The organism is Geobacillus sp. BMUD, assembly GCF_013096845.1.
Classification (GTDB): Bacteria; Bacillota; Bacilli; order Bacillales; family Anoxybacillaceae; genus Geobacillus; species Geobacillus vulcani.
Window position 1 is genome coordinate 73,318 of record NZ_SDLA01000009.1, and the last position, 18,015, is coordinate 91,332.

19 protein-coding genes, 1 pseudogene and 1 riboswitch are annotated in these 18,015 nt (G+C 54.3%); of the genes and pseudogenes, 5 read left to right on the top strand and 15 right to left on the bottom strand.

Annotated elements, in window-relative coordinates; genetic code table 11:
- Positions 1-80 precede the first annotated feature (80 nt).
- Both ETC05_RS11525 and ETC05_RS11530 read right to left on the bottom strand, forming a co-directional pair.
- A pseudogene (locus ETC05_RS11525) lies at positions 81-866 on the bottom strand (ribonucleotide reductase N-terminal alpha domain-containing protein); the annotation flags it as partial.
- A gap of 254 nt (positions 867-1,120) precedes the next feature.
- A complete protein-coding gene (locus ETC05_RS11530; protein ID WP_031408314.1) occupies positions 1,121-1,957 on the bottom strand; it encodes a lipoate--protein ligase family protein in 837 nt (278 codons plus the stop codon).
- A gap of 192 nt (positions 1,958-2,149) precedes the next feature.
- Here ETC05_RS11530 and ETC05_RS11535 point away from each other — a divergent pair, with 192 nt between their 5' ends.
- Positions 2,150-2,524: a rhodanese-like domain-containing protein gene (locus tag ETC05_RS11535; RefSeq protein WP_011231903.1), complete on the top strand. Its 375-nt coding sequence runs from the start codon at positions 2,150-2,152 to the stop codon at positions 2,522-2,524.
- 54 nt (positions 2,525-2,578) lie between these two features.
- Here the strand turns inward: ETC05_RS11535 and ETC05_RS11540 are convergent, their stop codons facing one another.
- The 4 genes from ETC05_RS11540 to gcvT form a co-directional block, all read right to left on the bottom strand.
- Entirely contained in the window at positions 2,579-3,766 is a 1,188-nt protein-coding gene (locus tag ETC05_RS11540) for an ROK family transcriptional regulator (protein ID WP_171661040.1), read from the bottom strand.
- Between the two features lie 309 nt (positions 3,767-4,075).
- Positions 4,076-5,548 carry an aminomethyl-transferring glycine dehydrogenase subunit GcvPB gene (gcvPB, locus tag ETC05_RS11545; RefSeq protein WP_031408310.1) on the bottom strand — a complete coding sequence of 491 codons (1,473 nt, stop codon included), beginning with the start codon at positions 5,546-5,548 and terminating at the stop codon, positions 4,076-4,078.
- Positions 5,541-6,887, bottom strand: coding sequence for an aminomethyl-transferring glycine dehydrogenase subunit GcvPA (gcvPA, locus tag ETC05_RS11550; RefSeq protein WP_031408308.1), 1,347 nt, complete (start codon positions 6,885-6,887; stop codon positions 5,541-5,543). The genes gcvPB and gcvPA overlap by 8 nt, the downstream gene beginning before the upstream one ends.
- A 35-nt stretch (positions 6,888-6,922) precedes the next feature.
- A complete protein-coding gene (gcvT, locus tag ETC05_RS11555; RefSeq protein WP_031408305.1) occupies positions 6,923-8,017 on the bottom strand; it encodes a glycine cleavage system aminomethyltransferase GcvT in 1,095 nt (364 codons plus the stop codon).
- 183 nt (positions 8,018-8,200) lie between these two features.
- A riboswitch (glycine riboswitch) is annotated at positions 8,201-8,289 on the bottom strand.
- Positions 8,290-8,507: 218 nt separating this feature from the next.
- On the opposite strand from gcvT, the gene ETC05_RS11560 reads away from it, so the two are divergent.
- Together ETC05_RS11560 and ETC05_RS11565 are read left to right on the top strand one after the other, a co-directional pair.
- The gene (locus tag ETC05_RS11560; RefSeq protein ID WP_031408303.1) at positions 8,508-10,172 is read left to right on the top strand and encodes a DEAD/DEAH box helicase; all 1,665 of its coding nucleotides are present in this window, start codon (positions 8,508-8,510) and stop codon (positions 10,170-10,172) included.
- A complete protein-coding gene (locus tag ETC05_RS11565; protein WP_031408301.1) occupies positions 10,159-10,953 on the top strand; it encodes a YqhG family protein in 795 nt (264 codons plus the stop codon). The genes ETC05_RS11560 and ETC05_RS11565 overlap by 14 nt, the downstream gene beginning before the upstream one ends.
- 95 nt (positions 10,954-11,048) lie before the next feature.
- Here ETC05_RS11565 and ETC05_RS11570 read toward each other — a convergent pair whose 3' ends face one another.
- From ETC05_RS11570 to comGA, 8 genes are all read right to left on the bottom strand, one after another.
- Complete coding sequence (locus tag ETC05_RS11570; RefSeq protein WP_031408299.1) at positions 11,049-11,228, bottom strand: YqzE family protein; 180 nt, start codon at positions 11,226-11,228, stop codon at positions 11,049-11,051.
- Positions 11,229-11,273: 45 nt separating this feature from the next.
- Entirely contained in the window at positions 11,274-11,663 is a 390-nt protein-coding gene (gene comGG, locus ETC05_RS11575; protein ID WP_031408297.1) for a competence type IV pilus minor pilin ComGG, read from the bottom strand.
- Positions 11,664-11,735: 72 nt separating this feature from the next.
- The gene (gene comGF, locus ETC05_RS11580; RefSeq protein ID WP_171661041.1) at positions 11,736-12,182 is read right to left on the bottom strand and encodes a competence type IV pilus minor pilin ComGF; all 447 of its coding nucleotides are present in this window, start codon (positions 12,180-12,182) and stop codon (positions 11,736-11,738) included.
- Positions 12,161-12,487, bottom strand: a complete 327-nt coding sequence (locus tag ETC05_RS11585; protein ID WP_171661042.1) for a competence protein ComG — start codon at positions 12,485-12,487, stop codon at positions 12,161-12,163. Before ETC05_RS11585 ends, comGF begins: the two co-directional genes overlap by 22 nt.
- Complete coding sequence (comGD, locus tag ETC05_RS11590; protein WP_171661047.1) at positions 12,471-12,908, bottom strand: competence type IV pilus minor pilin ComGD; 438 nt, start codon at positions 12,906-12,908, stop codon at positions 12,471-12,473. The genes ETC05_RS11585 and comGD overlap by 17 nt, the downstream gene beginning before the upstream one ends.
- Positions 12,898-13,194 (bottom strand): competence type IV pilus major pilin ComGC, encoded by a 297-nt coding sequence (comGC, locus tag ETC05_RS11595; protein ID WP_031408288.1) that lies wholly within the window; start codon positions 13,192-13,194, stop codon positions 12,898-12,900. The genes comGD and comGC overlap by 11 nt, the downstream gene beginning before the upstream one ends.
- A 205-nt stretch (positions 13,195-13,399) precedes the next feature.
- Positions 13,400-14,428, bottom strand: coding sequence for a competence type IV pilus assembly protein ComGB (gene comGB / locus ETC05_RS11600; protein WP_031408287.1), 1,029 nt, complete (start codon positions 14,426-14,428; stop codon positions 13,400-13,402).
- Positions 14,425-15,498 carry a competence type IV pilus ATPase ComGA gene (comGA, locus tag ETC05_RS11605; protein WP_368668039.1) on the bottom strand — a complete coding sequence of 358 codons (1,074 nt, stop codon included), beginning with the start codon at positions 15,496-15,498 and terminating at the stop codon, positions 14,425-14,427. Before comGA ends, comGB begins: the two co-directional genes overlap by 4 nt.
- A 193-nt stretch (positions 15,499-15,691) precedes the next feature.
- On the opposite strand from comGA, the gene ETC05_RS11610 reads away from it, so the two are divergent.
- Both ETC05_RS11610 and ETC05_RS11615 read left to right on the top strand, forming a co-directional pair.
- Positions 15,692-16,390 carry a helix-turn-helix transcriptional regulator gene (locus tag ETC05_RS11610; protein ID WP_031408282.1) on the top strand — a complete coding sequence of 233 codons (699 nt, stop codon included), beginning with the start codon at positions 15,692-15,694 and terminating at the stop codon, positions 16,388-16,390.
- 158 nt (positions 16,391-16,548) lie between these two features.
- Entirely contained in the window at positions 16,549-16,791 is a 243-nt protein-coding gene (locus ETC05_RS11615; RefSeq protein WP_008879854.1) for a DUF2626 family protein, read from the top strand.
- Between the two features lie 83 nt (positions 16,792-16,874).
- On the opposite strand, the gene ETC05_RS11620 is transcribed toward ETC05_RS11615, so the two are convergent.
- Positions 16,875-18,008, bottom strand: a complete 1,134-nt coding sequence (locus ETC05_RS11620) for a class I SAM-dependent methyltransferase (protein ID WP_031408280.1) — start codon at positions 18,006-18,008, stop codon at positions 16,875-16,877.
- Positions 18,009-18,015: the final 7 nt, after the last annotated feature.

The window sequence follows — 18,015 nt, forward strand, 5'->3', positions numbered from 1 at the left end:
AGCTCCGTTGTGGTCAAGTTGGCTTTAGGGGGTTCCAGCAATTCGCGAGATTTTACTCCCGCCGTTTTGCGCCCTAGTCAACGGGAGCCACCTTGCTCGACAAGGTGGGTCAGTTTGGCAATGTCATCCAACCACGAGACCGACCCGGACGATTTGCCGTTTACCCCGCGCGCGAGCGTATGGCGCGGCCGCAATGTCGAGCCGTTCGTCCCGACGCCGCCGCCGCGGCTCATGATTTCCATCACCTGCTTCCGATGCTCGGAAATGCCTTCGCGCGAGTCTTTGACAAACGGCATCACATAGCAGTTGAAATACGTCACTTCCTTGCCCGACCCTGCGCCGTACAACACGCGGCCGGCCGGCACAAAATTCAAGCTGGCGAGCTCTTGATAAAACTTTTCAAACCACTCTTTCCGCTTTTCTTCCGTCTTTTCCACCGCCGCCAGCCCGGTCGCATTCCGCTTGGCAATTTGCTCATAGAAAATCTCGAGCGGCTTGTCGATAATGTCGAGCGACCGAACCACAATGCCGGTCTCCGCCTCTTCCCCTTCGAGCACATGCCGGTATTCATCCTCAATCAACACGTGCGCCTTTTTCGCCTCCCAGTCGATGTCGACGATAAATCCAAGCCCTCGAGCCGGGAACTTCGGATCTTCCTTGATCGTCAACACGACGAAATCGCCCGGTGTGAGCGTCAGCTTTTCCGTATCTTTGAACGAATACCGGTCCAACATGACCAAACGGGATACGCCTTTATGGGTGATGTGCATATCCGGCGTAATCGGATGCACTTGCGGAAATAGGCGGATGTCCTCGTTCAGCTTGTCAATATTGATCTTCATTTTTTCGGACGACGCCACCGTCATTCTCCTATCTCTCCTCTTTTATATAATCTCTCATGTTTTTGGCAAAGTTGTCCTGTCTTCTCTACCTTACCATATCGAACAGAAAAAAACAATATATAGTATGATTTTTTACGAAAATCATACTATATATTGTTAAAGAGAACGAATAATTTCATTTTTGTCAAGCAAAAAAAGCAAAACATGGCGAAAAGCAGAGAAAAACAGGGGAGTGCCGCCATTTTTGCCGGAAAACGAACGATTTACCACACCGCTACTCAGCGCTTGAAGTTCCATTCATCGCTTTCGTATTTCGTCCGCGCCAGCTCTTCGACATACGCCCGCTCCTCGTCAGTGAGCGTGTACGGTTCCAACACGATGTCCAATCCTTTTTCAAATCCTTTGTAAAACGCTTCTTTTGCTTCCTCAATCGTCACCGTCCGGCCCGCCACCTCATTGATGGCGACCGCTTTGTTTTTAAATTCCCGCTGCAGCCGCTCTTTCACCCGCTCGTTCGGGTATTTAAACAAGCTGAACAGCAGTTCTTCGTCGAGATCAAGCAAGATCGATCCGTGCTGCAAAATGACGCCTTTTTGCCGCGTTTGCGCGCTGCCGGCGATTTTCCGTCCCTCAACGACCAACTCGTACCATGACGGCGCGTCAAAACAAACAGCCGAGCGCGGGCTGCGCAAATCGGCTTTCTCTTCTTCTGTCTTTGGCACGGCAAAATACGCATCCAATCCAAGATAGCGAAATCCCTCTAAAATTCCTTGCGAAATGACGCGGTATGCTTCCGTCACCGTCTTTGGCATCGCCGGATGGGATTCAGAGACGATCACGCTGTATGTCAATTCTTGATCATGCAGGACGCCGCGCCCGCCGGTCGGACGGCGGACAAAGCCAAGGCCGTGCCGTTTCACCGCCTCTAAGTCAATTTCTTTCTCCACTTTTTGAAAATAGCCGATCGACAAGGTTGGCGGATTCCAGCCGTAAAAGCGAACCGTCGGCGGAATTTTTCCTTCGCTGTGCCAATCGAGAAGCGCCTCATCGAGTGCCATATTGAACGCCGGCGGGCAATGGCCGGAATCGATAAAGCGCCATACTTCTTTTGCCATCGTTCCACCTTCTCCATTGTTCCTCACTTCAACATGGCGGCGCTTCAGGGCAGAACCCTTCGGCCGCCTTTACTAGTTTAGCAAACAACGCCGGTGAAGGAAAGAAAAATGGCATGGCGAAAATCTCTTTGCTTCCCGGCGGCGACTTTATATAATAGGAAATAGCAGATGAAGCGAAAGGAGGCATGACGGGTGGAAGCTTTGCTCATTATTCTCGGCGCGATCATCGTGTATTCCGTCATTACGTACTTCTGGCAGAAGAGAATTGTCAAAGCGTTGACAGAGGAAGAGTTCCGCGCCGGTTATCGAAAAGCGCAACTCGTCGACGTCCGCGAACCAGATGAGTTTGCGGCTGGACATATTTTAGGGGCGCGCAACATCCCGCTCACGCAGCTTCGCATGCGCATGAAAGAATTGCGCAAAGACCAGCCGATCTATTTGTACTGCCAAAACGGGCTGCGCAGCGGGCGTGCCGCACAAATGCTCTATCGAAAAGGGTACCGCGACTTGTATCATTTAAAAGGCGGATTTAAAACATGGACCGGGAAAGTGAAGAAAAAAGCGTAACCCGTTAACGAAAGAGGCGCTCTGCCAAAACAGGCAGGCGCCTCTTTGCATGCGCTAGACCGCCGCAAATTCCGGCGGCAAAACGACCGCCTCTAATACGGAAGCAGCAGCGCCAATCGCGCAGCTTTTTTCCCTCAACTCCGACGGAATGATATACGGCTCGCTTTCTTTTTTCACAAGAATACGCCGCTTCACTTCTTGGCGCGCCGGGTCAAGCACGTGCTCCCCGGCTTGGGCGAGCGAGCCGCCGATGATGATCGCTTCTGGGTTGTAGGCATACACCGTCTGCAGCAACCCGATGCCGAGATAGCGTCCTGTTTCCTCCAAAATGCGCGCCAGCTGCTCGTCGCTCTCGGCGGCCAGCGCCATCGCCGCGACAGAAAAACGGTCGCCGAGCCATTCGGAACGCCCTTCCTCGGCTAACCGCCGCTCAATATATTTTTCAGAAGCGTACATCTCCCAGCAGCCGATGTTGCCGCAGCTACAGCGGATTCCGTTTAAATCGATCGTATGATGGCCAATTTCGCCAGCCAGCCCGTTTACACCGCGATACAGCTGGTGCTGCAAAACGACGCCGGCGCCAATGCCGATTCCGGCGCTAATATAGACGAAATGGGCAAACTCATGGCCGGCGCCAAACCACTTTTCTCCAAGCGCCGCCAGTTTCGCCTCATTCTCGACAATGACAGGACGCTCAGGCCACCGTTGCCGCAAAACAGCCGCCAAGGCGACATCGTCCCAGCGCAAGTTCGGGGCAAACACAACTGTCCCGCTCTCGGCATGGACAACGCCCGGCACCCCAATGCCGATTCCCATCACGCCATACGGCGTCGCTGGCGCCCGGCGGATGGCCGCCTCGATGAGCTCCATCATTTCGCCGATGATCGCCTCTTGCCCTTCGGATGGGCGGAACGAACGCCGTTGCTCCCAAAGAATGTCCGCATTTAAATTGGTCAACACGGCATACAAATAGTTCACCCCCAACTCCACGCCGACAAGCGAGCCGGCTTCGGCGTTGAAGCGAAGCATGAGCGGCCGGCGTCCTCCAGTTGACTCGCCAATTCCGCTTTCATGAACGAAATGCTCGGCGATCAGTTCATCAACAAGCGCGGAAACGGTCGCTTTATTCAATCCGGTCGTTTTCGCAATATCGGCGCGCGAAATCGGATGCTGGTCGCGAATCAATTTCAAGACGAGCTGTTTATTCATTTTTTTGACAAGGGAAATGTTTCCTGTCCTCACGTCTCTGTCATCCTTTTCATTTGATTGATCGAATGTGTCTTGCGAAAGGGCAGGGGCGCCTCACTATGGCCGTTCTGCATCCGTCGATTCCTGCCGTGTGGGCTTCTTGGCCATCCGCTTTTTCATTCAAGCCGTCGAGCGCCCGTGCGCCGACTGTTAAGGCTAACTTCTCCATATGAACGCATGCTGTTTCTTCCCTGGCCATTAGTTTATATAATAAACTAATTTGGCATTTCTGTCAATGGCTCATCCACCGTACAAAAAACGGCCCGCTCCGTTGGGGAGCGAGCGCTCATCAATGATCAAACGTCAGTTGTCGCTATGTTTTGGTTTTTGATAGCGCAAAATCGGCTTGCGCGCCGCGGTCGTTTCATCCAATCGCTTGACAACGGTCGTATGCGGCGCTTCTTGAACGATTTCCGGATTTTCCTCCGCCTCTTTGGCAATTTGGATCATGGCGTCAATAAACGCGTCGAGCGTCTCTTTCGACTCTGTCTCCGTCGGCTCAATCATCATGCACTCTTCGACGATGAGCGGGAAGTAAATCGTCGGCGGGTGGAAGCCGAAATCAAGCAGCCGCTTGGCAATATCGAGCGTCCTGACGCCGAGTTTCTTTTGCCGGCGTCCCGACAGGACGAACTCGTGCTTGCAATGGCGGTCATACGGCAAATCGTAATATTCGGCGAGGCGGCGCATCATATAGTTGGCGTTTAACACAGCGTACTCGCTCACCGCTTTTAAGCCGTCCGGCCCCATCGAGCGGATGTACGTGTACGCCCGGACGTTGATGCCGAAATTGCCGTAAAACGGCTTGACGCGGCCGATCGACTGCGGGCGGTCGTCATCGAGATAATAGCCGTTTTCTCCTTTTTCGATGACCGGCTTCGGCAAAAACGGAATGAGGTCCGCTTTCACCCCGACCGGGCCGGAGCCTGGGCCTCCGCCGCCATGCGGGCCGGTGAACGTTTTATGCAAGTTCAAATGAACGACGTCAAAGCCCATGTCCCCCGGGCGCGCCTTGCCAAGAATCGCGTTTAAATTCGCGCCGTCATAATACAGCTTGCCGCCGGCTGCGTGGACGATTTCGGCCATTTCGACGATCTGCTCTTCAAACAGCCCGAGCGTATTCGGATTCGTGAGCATAAGCGCCGCTGTATCCGGACCGACGACGCGCTTTAAGTCCTCTAAATCGACAAGTCCGTCGGCCGTCGATTTGACCGTCACCGTCTCAAAACCGGCCACCGTCGCTGACGCCGGGTTCGTGCCGTGCGCTGAATCCGGGACAATGACTTTCGTCCGGTTGAAGTCGCCGTTTGCTTCATGGTAAGCACGGATCATCATCAGCCCAGTCCATTCACCGTGGGCGCCGGCCGCCGGCTGCAAGGTGACGGCATCCATGCCCGTGATTTCTTTTAAATGCTCTTGTAAATCATACATCAACTCAAGCGCCCCTTGCACCGTCTTTTCCGGCTGAAGCGGATGAATGTGGGCAAACCCAGCGAGGCGGGCGACGTTTTCATTGATTTTCGGATTGTATTTCATCGTGCACGACCCGAGCGGGTAAAAGCCGGAATCAACGCCGTGGTTTCGTCTCGACAGCGCCGTATAATGGCGCATTAAGTCAAGCTCCGACACTTCCGGCAGCTCTGGCTCTTCGGTGCGCAAGTAGTCGGCCGGCACGAGCTCGCTGACATCGACAGCAGGCACGTCAAGCGCCGGCAGGCTGTAGGCGATGCGCCCCGGCTTGCTTCGTTCGAAAATGAGCGGTTGATCATTACGCATGGCCATCCCCCAATTCATTGACAAACCGATCGATTTCTTCTTTTGTCCGCACTTCCGTCACAGCAATCAGCATATGGCCGGAAAGTTCTGGATAGTCGCGGCCGAGGTCATAGCCGCCGATGATCCCTTTTTCGAGCAGGCGATCGTTCACATCAGAAACCGGCTGGCCGAGCCGGACGACGAACTCGTTGAAAAACGGGCCGGCAAACGGCGACGACAACCCGCGTTTTTCAAGCTCGCTTTTCGCATAATGCGCCTTTTGCATATTCATCGCCGCCATTTCTTTCACGCCCCGCTTGCCGAGCGCCGAGAGCGCTACGGAAGCGGCCAAGGCGTTTAACGCTTGGTTGGAGCAAATGTTCGATGTCGCCTTATCGCGGCGGATGTGCTGCTCGCGCGCTTGAAGCGTCAAGACAAACCCACGGCGCCCGTCCTCATCGGTCGTCTGCCCGACGAGCCGCCCTGGAATTTTTCGCATGAGCGGCGCTTTGACGGCGAAATAGCCGCAATGCGGACCGCCAAACTGCGTCGGAATGCCAAACGGCTGCATGTCCCCGACGACAATGTCGGCGCCAAACGCCCCTGGCGGAGTCAGCACGCCAAGCGCCAATGGGTTGCTGGCGACAACGAATAAACTTTTCTTTTCATGAACGAGCGGCGCGATCGCTTTCAGCGGCTCGATTTGACCAAAAAAGTTCGGATACTGGACGACAACACACGCCACATCATCGCCCATTTCCGCTTCAAGCGCCTTAAGGTCGGTGACGCCGCCATCATACGGAATTTCTTTCACGTCAAGCTTCTGACCTTTCGCATACGTGCGCACAACTTCCCGATATTGTGGATGAACGACGTTCGAGATGAGCACTTTCTTTCGCTTCGTATGCGCGGCGCTAAGAAGCACCGCTTCGGCAAGCGCTGTGCCGCCGTCGTACATCGACGAGTTGGCGACATCCATGCCCGTCAGTTCGCACACCATCGTCTGAAACTCAAAAATCGCCTGCAGCTCGCCTTGGGAAATTTCCGGTTGATACGGCGTATATGCCGTATAAAATTCAGAGCGCGACAGGACATGGTCGACGACAGCCGGAATATAATGGTCGTACACCCCGGCTCCTAAAAAGGAAACATATTGTTTGATGTTGGCGTTTTTTTCCGCTAAGTCCGCAAGCTCTTTCCACAGCTCCGGCTCCGATTTGGCCGGTTTCACCTTCAGCTTGCCGCGGAAGCGGACTTGTTCGGGAATATCGGCAAACAAGTCGTCAATCGAGGCAACGCCGATCGTCTTCAGCATCTCCTGTTTGTCTTCTTCCGTCATCGGCAAATAACGATGGAGCACTGCGTTTTTCCCCTTTCCTTGTCGCTTTGGAATCGTCACTTGGCCCGCCTGTAAAACGGAATCGGCACGATGTTCGCTTTCAGCCGCTTGCCGCGGATGTCCACCTCCACCTCCCGGCCGATGGCGGCCACATCCGCTTTCACCAAGGCCAAGCCGATGTTTTTCTTCAAGGTTGGTGACTGCGTGCCGGTCGTGACGAACCCGACCTCTTCGCCGTCGGCAAAGACAACGTATCCGTGGCGCGGAATGCCTCTGTCGATCATTTCAATGCCGACGAGCCGGCGCGGCGGCCCTTCCTCTTTTTGCCGTTTCAATACCGCTTGGCCGATAAACGGTGGCTCTTTTTCCGTTTTGACGGCAAAACCGAGCCCGGCTTCAATTGGTGAAATCGAGTCGGACAGCTCTTGACCGTAAAGCGGCAGGCAGGCTTCAAAGCGGAGCGTATCGCGCGCCCCCAGTCCGCATGGGAGAACGCCGTCACGAGCTCCGGCGGCTAGGATCGCCTCCCATAGCGCGGCGGCGTCTTCCGCTTTACAATATAGCTCAAACCCGTCTTCCCCCGTATAGCCGGTGCGCGAAACGAGCGCCTTCACGCCCGAGACTTCGACGCCGTCAGCGAATGAAAACGGGCGCAGCGCCGCCAAATCAAAATCCGTCAATCGCTGCAAGACGCCCTCCGCTGCCGGCCCTTGCAAGGCAAGCTGAGCCGTTTCGGACGATACATCTTGAAGCTCGACGCCGCCCTCAACATGTCCGCTTAGCCAAGCGAAGTCTTTTTCCGTATTCGCCGCATTGACGACCAGCAAGTAGTCATTCTCTCCTTTTTGATAAATGAGCAAATCATCAACCGTGCCGCCGTTCTCATTGCACATAAGCGTATATTGCGCGCGGCCGGGGCGCAGTTTGGCGACGTCATTGGTCATGAGCTTTTGCAAAAACGCGAGGCTCCCACGGCCGCGGACGACAATTTCGCCCATGTGGGAGACGTCAAACAGCCCGGCGCGCGTTCTTACAGCCTCATGTTCTTCCTTGATGCTGGAAAACTGCACCGGCATTTCCCAGCCGCCGAATTCAATCGTTTTGGCGCCGTAACGGGCGTACATCGAGAATAGGGGCGTGCGCTTTAGCATCTCATTCCCTCCTTGTCGTCGATCGCAGAAAAAAAGACAGACTCCACCCTTTCGATCAAAGGGGGCTCTGTCCTGGCACCTGAAAGTTTCCCGCCGGCCGTTTGGCGCGTCCGTTTGCGGTCCGTGGGGCCGATCGGTTTCCTCTTGGGTGGCCTGCGTGAATGCAGGCGCTCTCCAGAGCTGCGTCAAGCAAGGGTCTTTTTGCCTGAGAGATTCGCGTTTCCGCTTGCTCCTTCGGCGCTACATTCCGTAGTCTCTCCCCTTGCCGTCATCCGCCCATCAATAAATTGTTTCCATATCGGGCATACTAACAAACGCCCTGATCAACGAGTCCTGCGAATGTTCTAAATTTATACTACCATCAATCACAGTCAAAGGGCAATAGGAAATGATCGAACTTTATTAGGAATTTCATATAAAAATGTTCCCATTTTGTTTAACATATCATAAAAAAAACGTATAAACATTCGCGATACAGGAAGGGATGCCGATGAACATCGACCTGAAAATGGATGAGACATGGAAGGAAGAGTTTTTAGCGCGCGTCGAAAAAGACGGGCCGTGGGCAAGTTGGGAAATGTACGAGCTGGCGCTGGAGGCCGCCCATCATATAAGCGTGCCGGAATTTGACGGTTTGCAGGCGCTAAAACATTTGCCACATGTAACGATTCTTCCGCATCAGCTTGAAGTGGCGCGCCGCGTCGTCGAGGAAATGAACGGCAAAGCCATTTTAGCGGATGAAGTCGGCCTTGGAAAAACGATCGAAGCCGGTCTCATCTTGAAAGAATATATGATTCGCGGGCTTGTCAAAAAAGCGCTGATTCTCGTTCCCGCCTCCCTTGTTTCGCAATGGGTGAGAGAGTTGAACGAAAAGTTTTTCATCCCAGCCGTCCAGCAGAAAAAGAGTTACGTCTGGGAGCAGTGCGACATCGTCGTGTCCTCGATCGATACGGCGAAAAAGCCGCCGCACCGCGACATCATCTATGAGCAGCCGTACGATATGATCATCATTGACGAGGCGCACAAACTGAAAAACAACAAAACGAAAAACTACGAGTTTGTGCAAAATTTAAAAAAGAAGTTTTGTTTGCTGCTGACGGCGACGCCGATCCAAAACCGGGTCGAAGAAATTTTCAACCTTGTCTCGCTGCTGAAGCCCGGCCATTTAGGCAGCTCGGAACAGTTTGCGAAAACATACGGCAAAACACGGGCGGTGCAGGCGAACGACCATTTAAAAGCGCTCGTCAACAAAGTGATGATCCGCAACCGCCGCGCCGACACGCCGATCGAATGGTCAAAGCGCCACGTCGAGCCGGTGCTGATCGAGTTTACGGATGAAGAGCGCGAGCTGTATGAGGCGGTAAAGGCGCTCCGTCATGAATCATTCGCCGGTTCGTTTTCGCTCATCACGCTTCTTCGCGAGGCGTGCAGCAGCCGCGAGGCGCTGTTTCTCACGATCAAAAACATGATCGACAAATGCGGCGAAGCAGTTCCAGAGCCGCTTGAGCGCGTTTTGGAAAAAATCAACGCCGTCACGACGAACTCCAAGGCGGAAAAAGCGCTTGAGCTCATCCGCTCCATCAATGACAAAGTCATTATTTTCACGGAATATCGGGCGACGCAGCTTTACTTGCAATGGTTTTTAAAGCAGCACGGCATCTCGTCTGTTCCGTTTCGCGGCGGCTTCCGGCGCGGCAAAAAAGACTGGATGCAGGAACTGTTTAAACACCACGCCCAAGTGTTCATCGCCACCGAGGCGGGCGGCGAGGGCATCAACTTGCAGTTTTGCCGCTATGTCATCAACTACGACTTGCCGTGGAATCCGATGCGCCTTGAGCAGCGAATCGGCCGCGTCCACCGCCTCGGCCAGACGGATGACGTTTACATTTACAATTTTGCCGTCAAACAGACGGTCGAAGAGCATATTTTAACGCTTCTGTATGAAAAAATCCGCTTATTTGAGCGGGTCGTCGGCGAGCTGGACGACATTTTGGCGAACATGAATCTCGCCAATCTGGAACGTTATTTCGAAGACGCCTTTGTTCATGCACGGAGCGAAGGGGAGATGAAAATCAAAATGGAAAATATCGTTGCGATGATCGAGCTGGCGGAGCAACTTGGAACGAAGGGAGGCGAGCGGCATGCAGCAACATGAAATCCGCCGCTTTGTCGAGCGTTATTTTGCTGCTAACGGCTGCACGTTTGTCGAGGCGAACGACGATTACCTCACCGTGCAGCTGACGGCGGAAATGGACAAAGAACTGATGAATCGGCCGTTTTACTGGCATTACATTGAGCGGACAGGCGGCGTCCCGCAGCCGATGCAACTGACGCTCATCACCTGCGCCAATGAACGAACAGACAAACTTAAAGGAGAACGCCTCCATTTCGGTGCGCCCCGATTGCATCAGCTGTTTCGCTCGGCGCAAAAACGCGGCAGCTTCATCCGCCTGTATGAGGAGCCAAGCGCGCCTTTGGACGGAAACGCCGCCCTCCATCCATGGCTCGGCATGAACGTCATGATTTCGTACGAATGCGACCGAAAAAAAGACGAAATCGTCTCCCTTGGCCTTCACCTCATTAGCGGAACGATCATAGAGTCCTTTCACGAGCGGCTCGGCGAGCGGCGGCTGACGCCGAAAATCCCGGACTATTGTTTCACGATCTCCCCGCTCATTAAACCGCGGAGCGGCATCGGCCGTCTCGAGCAATACATACGCAGCCGCATCGCCGCCGACAACCACGCGTGGGCGGATGAGGCACGCCGACGCTGGGCCGACGATTTGGCGTTGCTTGATGAATTTTACAAAGACTGCGAAGAAAAGCCGGAGTGCTATTATATTGAGAAGGAAGCGTTGGAAAAGCAGTACAAGCCGCGCATCACCGTTTCCGTCATCAACGGCGGACTGTTTTATTTGCTGCCCCGCTCATCGTGAATGAACTCCGGGATTGGTCCATCCGGCTCGGAGCGCTCACCCCCCCCTTCTGTCGGCACGAAAACCGCCCGCCGGCCTAGGCCAGCGGGCGGCTGCTACGGGCGGCGCCGAAACAGCAAGCGAAGCGAAAGCGGCACCATGCCAAACAAGCGGTATGAAAGGGGAAGCTTCTCTTGTTTCCGCACCTGACGCCGCTGCCTCCGCTCCTCTTTCGGCAAGTCCATGTAGGCGACAAACTGTTGGGTGACAAACTTGACATAATCGTTGACCGCCATCAAACCCCCCCTTTTTTCTTTTAGTTTTTCCGCTTCTTTCCTCTTTTAATCGTTTTGCTCGCTCCATTCGACAATATGAAGCGCCGGAAGCGTGACAGTAAACATGACAACGCGCCTCAGCCCAGAAGCCGAACGGATGGACAAAGAAACCCGGACGTGTGCTGCATCTTCCCGCCCCCACCGATAGGCGGCCATTCCACGCGGATAGGTCCATTCCCCAGCCTCTCCCGCGGTCGACGGATCAGCAGATGCGATGCGTTCTTTTACGTCAAACACGGCCATCTGCACAAGCTCATCCGCTTCAGCTGCCTGCTGGGCCTCATAAGCCGCCTGTCGCTCCGCTTCATAGAGGAGCAAGACATGCGTGACAGAAAAGGCAAGCAACAAAGCAACAACAGCCACAATCGGAAAAATGACGCCATTTTGTCGACCCATTTCCCCTTCCCCTCGTTTTTCCAGTCTAAAAGAGAGAAGCGGCGGTCACGGGCTCACCGTACAAGCCGCCCGCTAAAACGCCCGCGCCACAAACGCCTCGCAAACGGTGCCGTCATCAGCGGTCACTTGCAAAAATATCCCGCGGGCGCCGGCGCGGTACGAAACAGCGCGCACATGGCGGAGCGCCGTTTCATTGCCAGCGCCGTTCACCTGACGGATCAGTTCGGCTCTTGACGCAACAACAGAAAAACTGACCGTTTTGCCGCTCCATTTTTGCAAATAGAGGACACGGCCGCTAGTCGACCATTGCTTCGTTTCATTCAGCTCGATTTGCAGCTGTTGCAAAAACAGCCGCCATTCCAATCGGGAAAACGCGTCCGTCGGCTCTGGAGCCAGCAAGCGGACGGACAACAACGCCGGAACGACCGCCGCCACCGCCATCGCAGCCGCCAGCGCCAACAACGCTTCGATCATCGTAAACCCGTTTTCTTTTGCCGCTACCGCTTGCCATACCCGCACCGCTCCATCTCGCGGCCGGCGTAATCGTTCCAACGCACGCATACTTTCCACATTCGCCCCCCTTCATCGCTCGCTTGCAGCTGAAATACCGTGCGTCCATCAGCAATGATGGTTTCTCCGGCAAGCGGCTCCTCATACAACGCGATGGCCAACAGCCGGCGCGCTTTCTCATCGAGAATGAGGCTGTTGCGCTCATGCGCCATTTGCGTCAACAGTGGAAGAAGAACAGCTGCTGTCGTCCATAACAGCGCCAAAGCGAACAATGCTTCAACAAGCAAAAATCCGCCGCTACATTTTTTGCACATAAAATCGCCCTTTCCCCAGCAAAAAGGTGACTTTATAAGTCATTGGGCCACCTCCTATCCAAATAGTTCCAGCTTGTTCAATGTTGCCGTTGTCGGTAAAAATGAGCGGATTGCGCAACGTGCCGAGCCGAAACCGCCACGGAGAAGGGAGCGAACGAGCGACAACCTGCCGGCCGCTCGCTGCATCAATCGCCTTGTACCCAGCGCCACCGTCGGTAAAAAAAACCGCTACATTCACCCGCCGAGCGATGGCATGCTGCTGCGCGCCATACAAATCCGCGCGCAGCACAGCCAGCATATACATCTCCTCTTGATGGCGCACAGCGCTGCCAAGCGTAGGAACAGCCAGGGCGGCAAGCACCAGCACCACCGAGAAAACGATCAGCATCTCAAGTAGCGTAAACCCGCCGTTACGAGCCACTTTCACTCACATCACCGTTCGCGCTGATTTGGATCGCGTGACCGTTTGGACATTTGTCCGACTTGATATAGCGGCCAGCGAGCAATTCCTGCACGGTCGGAATTTTGTTATGTTCCATTTCATACGCTTTCACCTGCGCTTGCACGGTGTTCAAAAACGCCTCGCATCCTTTCGAATTGATCATGCTGTTGTGCTTTGTAATATTCGGAATGGCAATCAGTAGCAGAACAGAAATCACCATCATAACGATCAACATCTCGATCAATGTGAATCCCTTTTGATTCATTGTCACTCCTCCTCGCATACGAAATTTCAGAAAGAGGGCTTAGCGAATAACCGGTTCCGTTCGATCCGTTCCTTTCCTTGACAATCGAATCTGTTCATGGATTGGATCTCGGGAGAAGGAGCGCCCCCTCTCTCAAGGAACCAACACATCAAGATGGAGCATCTTGTTCCTGCAGAGTCGCCCCATCTTTTTGAATAGAAATGATTTACATTCCATTCAACATAGAAAACATCGGCAACAAAATCGCCAAATACATGCCGACGACAAACGAACCAACGAGAGCCAATAAAAGCGGCTGCATGCGTTTTAAGACCGACTCGATTCGTTGTTCCATCACCTGCAGCAAAAACTCGCTGTAATGTTCAAGTTCTTTGCCAAGCTCGCCATTCGACTGGCCGTGGCGGATGACAAGCGCCAGCTCAGGTTCATAATAACGGGCCGTCCCAATGAGATCGTCGAGCGTCGTCCCCCGCAAGAGCCCCTCACGAAGGCGCCGGCCTTCCATTTGCAAAAATGGCCAGGACGACGGCTCGCTGAACACGCCAAGCGCATCATAAACCGACAACCCGGCCTGCAGCAAGCGCCCGAGCTGTCGGGCGGTCAGGCAGGTGAGGAACAGTCTCAGAAACGAAGCAAGTCCTGGAATTCGCAAAGCGAATTGAAGTTTTCGGGAGACCGGCCAGCGGCGGAAACAAGCGGCGTAAAACAGCCCGGAGAACACCGCCAAGACGGCGATGGCCGCCATCGCCATAGGGGCATGGGCGATCACCGCAAGCAGCCAAGCGGTGTGCCCGCGTTGTGGGGAAAACGCCGCCGCTGCCCGTTCAAACTGCGGCAGCAGCCACCATTCCATCAAGACGAGCATGATGATGAGCAAAGAAAGAAGGAACAGCGGATAGCGGCTGAAGCGACGCAGCTGCTCGTGGAAGCGCGCTTTTTGCGCCAGCGCTTCCCCTGTCTCTGCCATGCCGCGCGGTAAATCGCCATGCCGTTCGGCAAAAAAGAGAAGGTTAACCGCCATGCGATCGACCGACAGCGTTTCGACAGCCGCAAACAGCGGCAACCCGGCGCGCAGCTGCTGCAGACAGCGTTCCACTTCCAGCCGGCGGTGTGTTGGAGCCTGGATGGCCAAAAACTCAAGCGCTTGTCCAAGGGGGTAACCGCGCTCGAGCAACCGGCCGAGCCGGGTGAAAAACAATGCCTGTTCAGCGAGCGGCCACATTTTGCGCTTCATCTTTCTCCCCCTCCGACGTGCTCCAGCGTGCGGACGGGCAGGTAGCCGAGCGCAATCCCCTTGCGGATCAAGCGAGCCAGCGTCATATAAGAGCGCTTGGGCTTCCCTCTCTCATTGGAGAGGGAACAAATCACGTCCTCCAGCGCTGAACTACAAAGCAACTCATAAACAGCCGTGCGCCGGCGTCGCCCAAGACGGCCGCACGATGGATGGCAATCGTCGCCGCACAGCGGGCAGCAAAGCTCGACAAGTCGCTGGGCAGAGACCGCAAGCAGCGTCTCGGCCAAATCGCCGAGTGGAATGCCGAATTCATGCAGCCGGTAGACGGCGCCGACTGCATCGGCGGCATGCATCGTCGAGACGACCAAATGGCCGCTCAACGCTGAACGGATGGCAATGGCCGCCGTGTCATGATCGCGGATCTCGCCGACCATCAACACATCCGGGTCATGGCGCAGCGCCGCTTTTAACCCAGCGGCGTACGTGATGCCTGCTTTTTCATTGATTTGCACTTGCAACAATCGTTCGTTCTGTTTTTCGATCGGATCTTCAAGCGTGATGATGTTGCGTTGCTTTTCAGCTTGGCAAAGATCAAGAAGGGTGTACAGGGTCGTCGTTTTTCCCGCCCCCGTCGGGCCGGTCAACAGCACGAGTCCTTGCGGATGCTGCATGAAGGAAAATAATCGTGCGGTGGAGCGGAAGAATAAGGACAGTTCGCGAAGTGGCAGCGAGAGGCGCTGCGGCAGAAGCCGAATGACGAGGCTTTCATCGTAGAGCGTCGGCAATGTCGATAAACGCAGATGCACCGTTTCCCCAAACTCAGCCACTTCCATGGCGCCGCTTTGCGGACGGCGTCGTTCCCCGATGTCCATGCCGGCTAAAAATTTAAAGTGGGCGATGAGACGTTCCGCCGTTTCTTTCGGAAGCACGCCGACATCGACCAGTGTGCCATCAAGCCGAAGACGAACAGCGGCATCGCGGCGGCGCGGAACGAGGTGAAGATCCGAGGCGCGGCGCTGCACCGCTTCGGCGAGAAGGCGGTTTGCCGTTTGTTCGATCTCGTTCAGCACATGTTCCCTCCTTTCACAGATTACTTTGTATTTCGACGAGCATGAGTCGTTATCCTGCTTTTTGGCACAACTTTTTTTGTGAAATTTTTTTGAATGTCAGTCCACTTACTGCCAATAGTGACAAAAATCATCCCTCGCTTTGGACGATTTCATTATAATAACCATATCAATGATTCATTTAGGAGGGAAACCAATGGAACAAGCGCTGAAAATCACAAGCGTATTGTCTGACCCGACAAGATTTCATATTTATGAATATATAGCAAAAGTTCATCGCGAAGTTTCTGTTCAAGAAATCGCAGAAAAATTCCATATCCATCCAAACGTTGCCCGCTTGCACTTAACGAAGCTTGAAGACGTTCGCATGGTTGTATCGGATACGCAAAAAACGGGAAAAGGCGGACGGCCGAGCCGGCTGTACCGCCTATCCGACGAAGTGATCGGGCTGTATTTTCCGTTCCGCGATTATCAACTCCTCGCCCGCATTGCCATTCAAACGATGGCCAAACTCGGTTCCATTGGAAGCGAGGCGTTGCGTGAAACAGGAAAGCAGTTCGGCCGTGAGCTCATCGCCAGCCGTTTGCCGCATAACGGCACAGCGAGCACGCTCACCATGGCGGACAAAATCGCCATAATAGAAGAAGCGGCCGAAACGGCTGGATTTTTGCCGCAATTGCACTATGATGAAGAAAAAGAAGTGCTATACCTCGATATTTTCAACTGCCCGTTCAAAGAAATCGCCGCGCAAGCACCTGATACCGTCTGCAGCATGCACCACGCCTTTTTGGAGGGAATGGTCGAGACGCTGTTTGCCCGTGCTGAAGTAACGGAAACGGAAAATATGATGAAAGGCGGCCACCGCTGTGCCTACCGCATCGTCATCTGTCCGTGACAGCGTCCCTCCTTCCTTCTTTTTTGTTTGGAGCAATCAACAGCCGGCATTGGCATCATTTCTTACCACTTGTCCGAAAGCGTTATTTACATTCCCAATCATTGTACATTATAATAAGTAAGGACCAATGGTTTGCACAAGCAAAGGAGGGATACATAATGGACCGCATGTTCCGCGTGCTCGCCTTTTGGACCGGCATTTTTGCTGTCATGTTTTACCTTGGCCATATGCATACGACGTCGCTCATCTTCTTTGGCCAAACGGTGTTTTTCCTGTTCCTCGGCTTTTTAAAGCTGACCGAGAGAATGTACATTTACATTTTCGGGGCGTATTTGACGATTTTCTTCGCGGCGTTTACGTATTGGACGACTTTTATGATGGTGCCCGGCATGGGGGAATAAAAAACAGGCAGAACCTCCTGCCTGTTTTTTTGCCGCTTTGACCAGAACCCCTTTTCTCCATTGCAGATAGGCGAGGGAAGCCGTTAATCGGCCGGCAAAAACTCGGGCGCTGGCCAAAAGTCGCGCGCGGAGAGACTCATCTCTTTCTGCAAGATAAGCACGTCAAAAAAGCGGCTGACGCCATCGTCGGCGATCAGCGCGCGGATCATTCGATTTTGGCGGCTTGCCGGCGAAAAGAAATCACCTCCTTCTGAAACGTTCCATTCATGCAAAAGGCCGGCCGCGAGCAAAAACCGGTCTTGGCGAACGAACGCCACTTCCTCCCACCCAGCCTGACGGGCGTACAAGCGAAACGCATCCCATTGTACGTGGCTCGTCAAGTCCATCTCCCCCGGATGGCGAAGCGGGTCGGCAACAAGTTGATGACGGAAATATCCGCGCAAGCTTCCATGCCGCCGCGCCGGGGCGCGCAACTGTTCGTCCGTATAGCCATAGTCGATCGTCACCATCACTGCCTGATGAAACAGCGTCCCAACCTCGAGCCAAAACGCCTTCATCGCGAGAGGCACCTCAAGCCTTTGCCCTTCAGCAAGATCCAATCCACGCTCATTTAAATAGCGGACAATAGCGGGACGGCAAAGCGGCGCCTTTTCTTCAACGAGCCGGCCATCTCGGGCGGCGACAAAACATTCGTACAAAACCCCGCCTTCCTTTACAATGACGTGAACGGGAAACGCATCAAAAAATTCGTTGCTAAACACGATGCCGGAAAACGGCCCACGCTCGGCCAGCCAGCGAGAGACATCGTCATATTGCTCCACCTTCTCGGCGACGGGTTGAAGCGTTTCGCGCTGGCGCCGGCGGTGGAACGGGCTTTGGTCGACGATCGTATACGACAAGCGGTCGTATGTGTGTGGACTTTTTTTCTTCCATTCTTCCAATACCGAAAGCGCCAATCTTCCATCTCCGCCCCCCCACTCGCAAACAGCCGGCGGCAGGCCGCTGTGTTCCACCATCCGAACCCAAAGCGAAGCAAGCGCTTTGCCAAACACCGGCGCGAATGAGCTGTTCGTAAAAAAATCGCCTTCCTTGCCGATTTTCGCCCGCTCTCGCATATAGTAGCCGAATCGTTCGTCGTAAAGAGCCATCTGCATGTAATCGGCGTACGACACCCGCCCGCCCGGCGCCGCGGCAATCTGTTCGTACAATCGATCCATCATCATT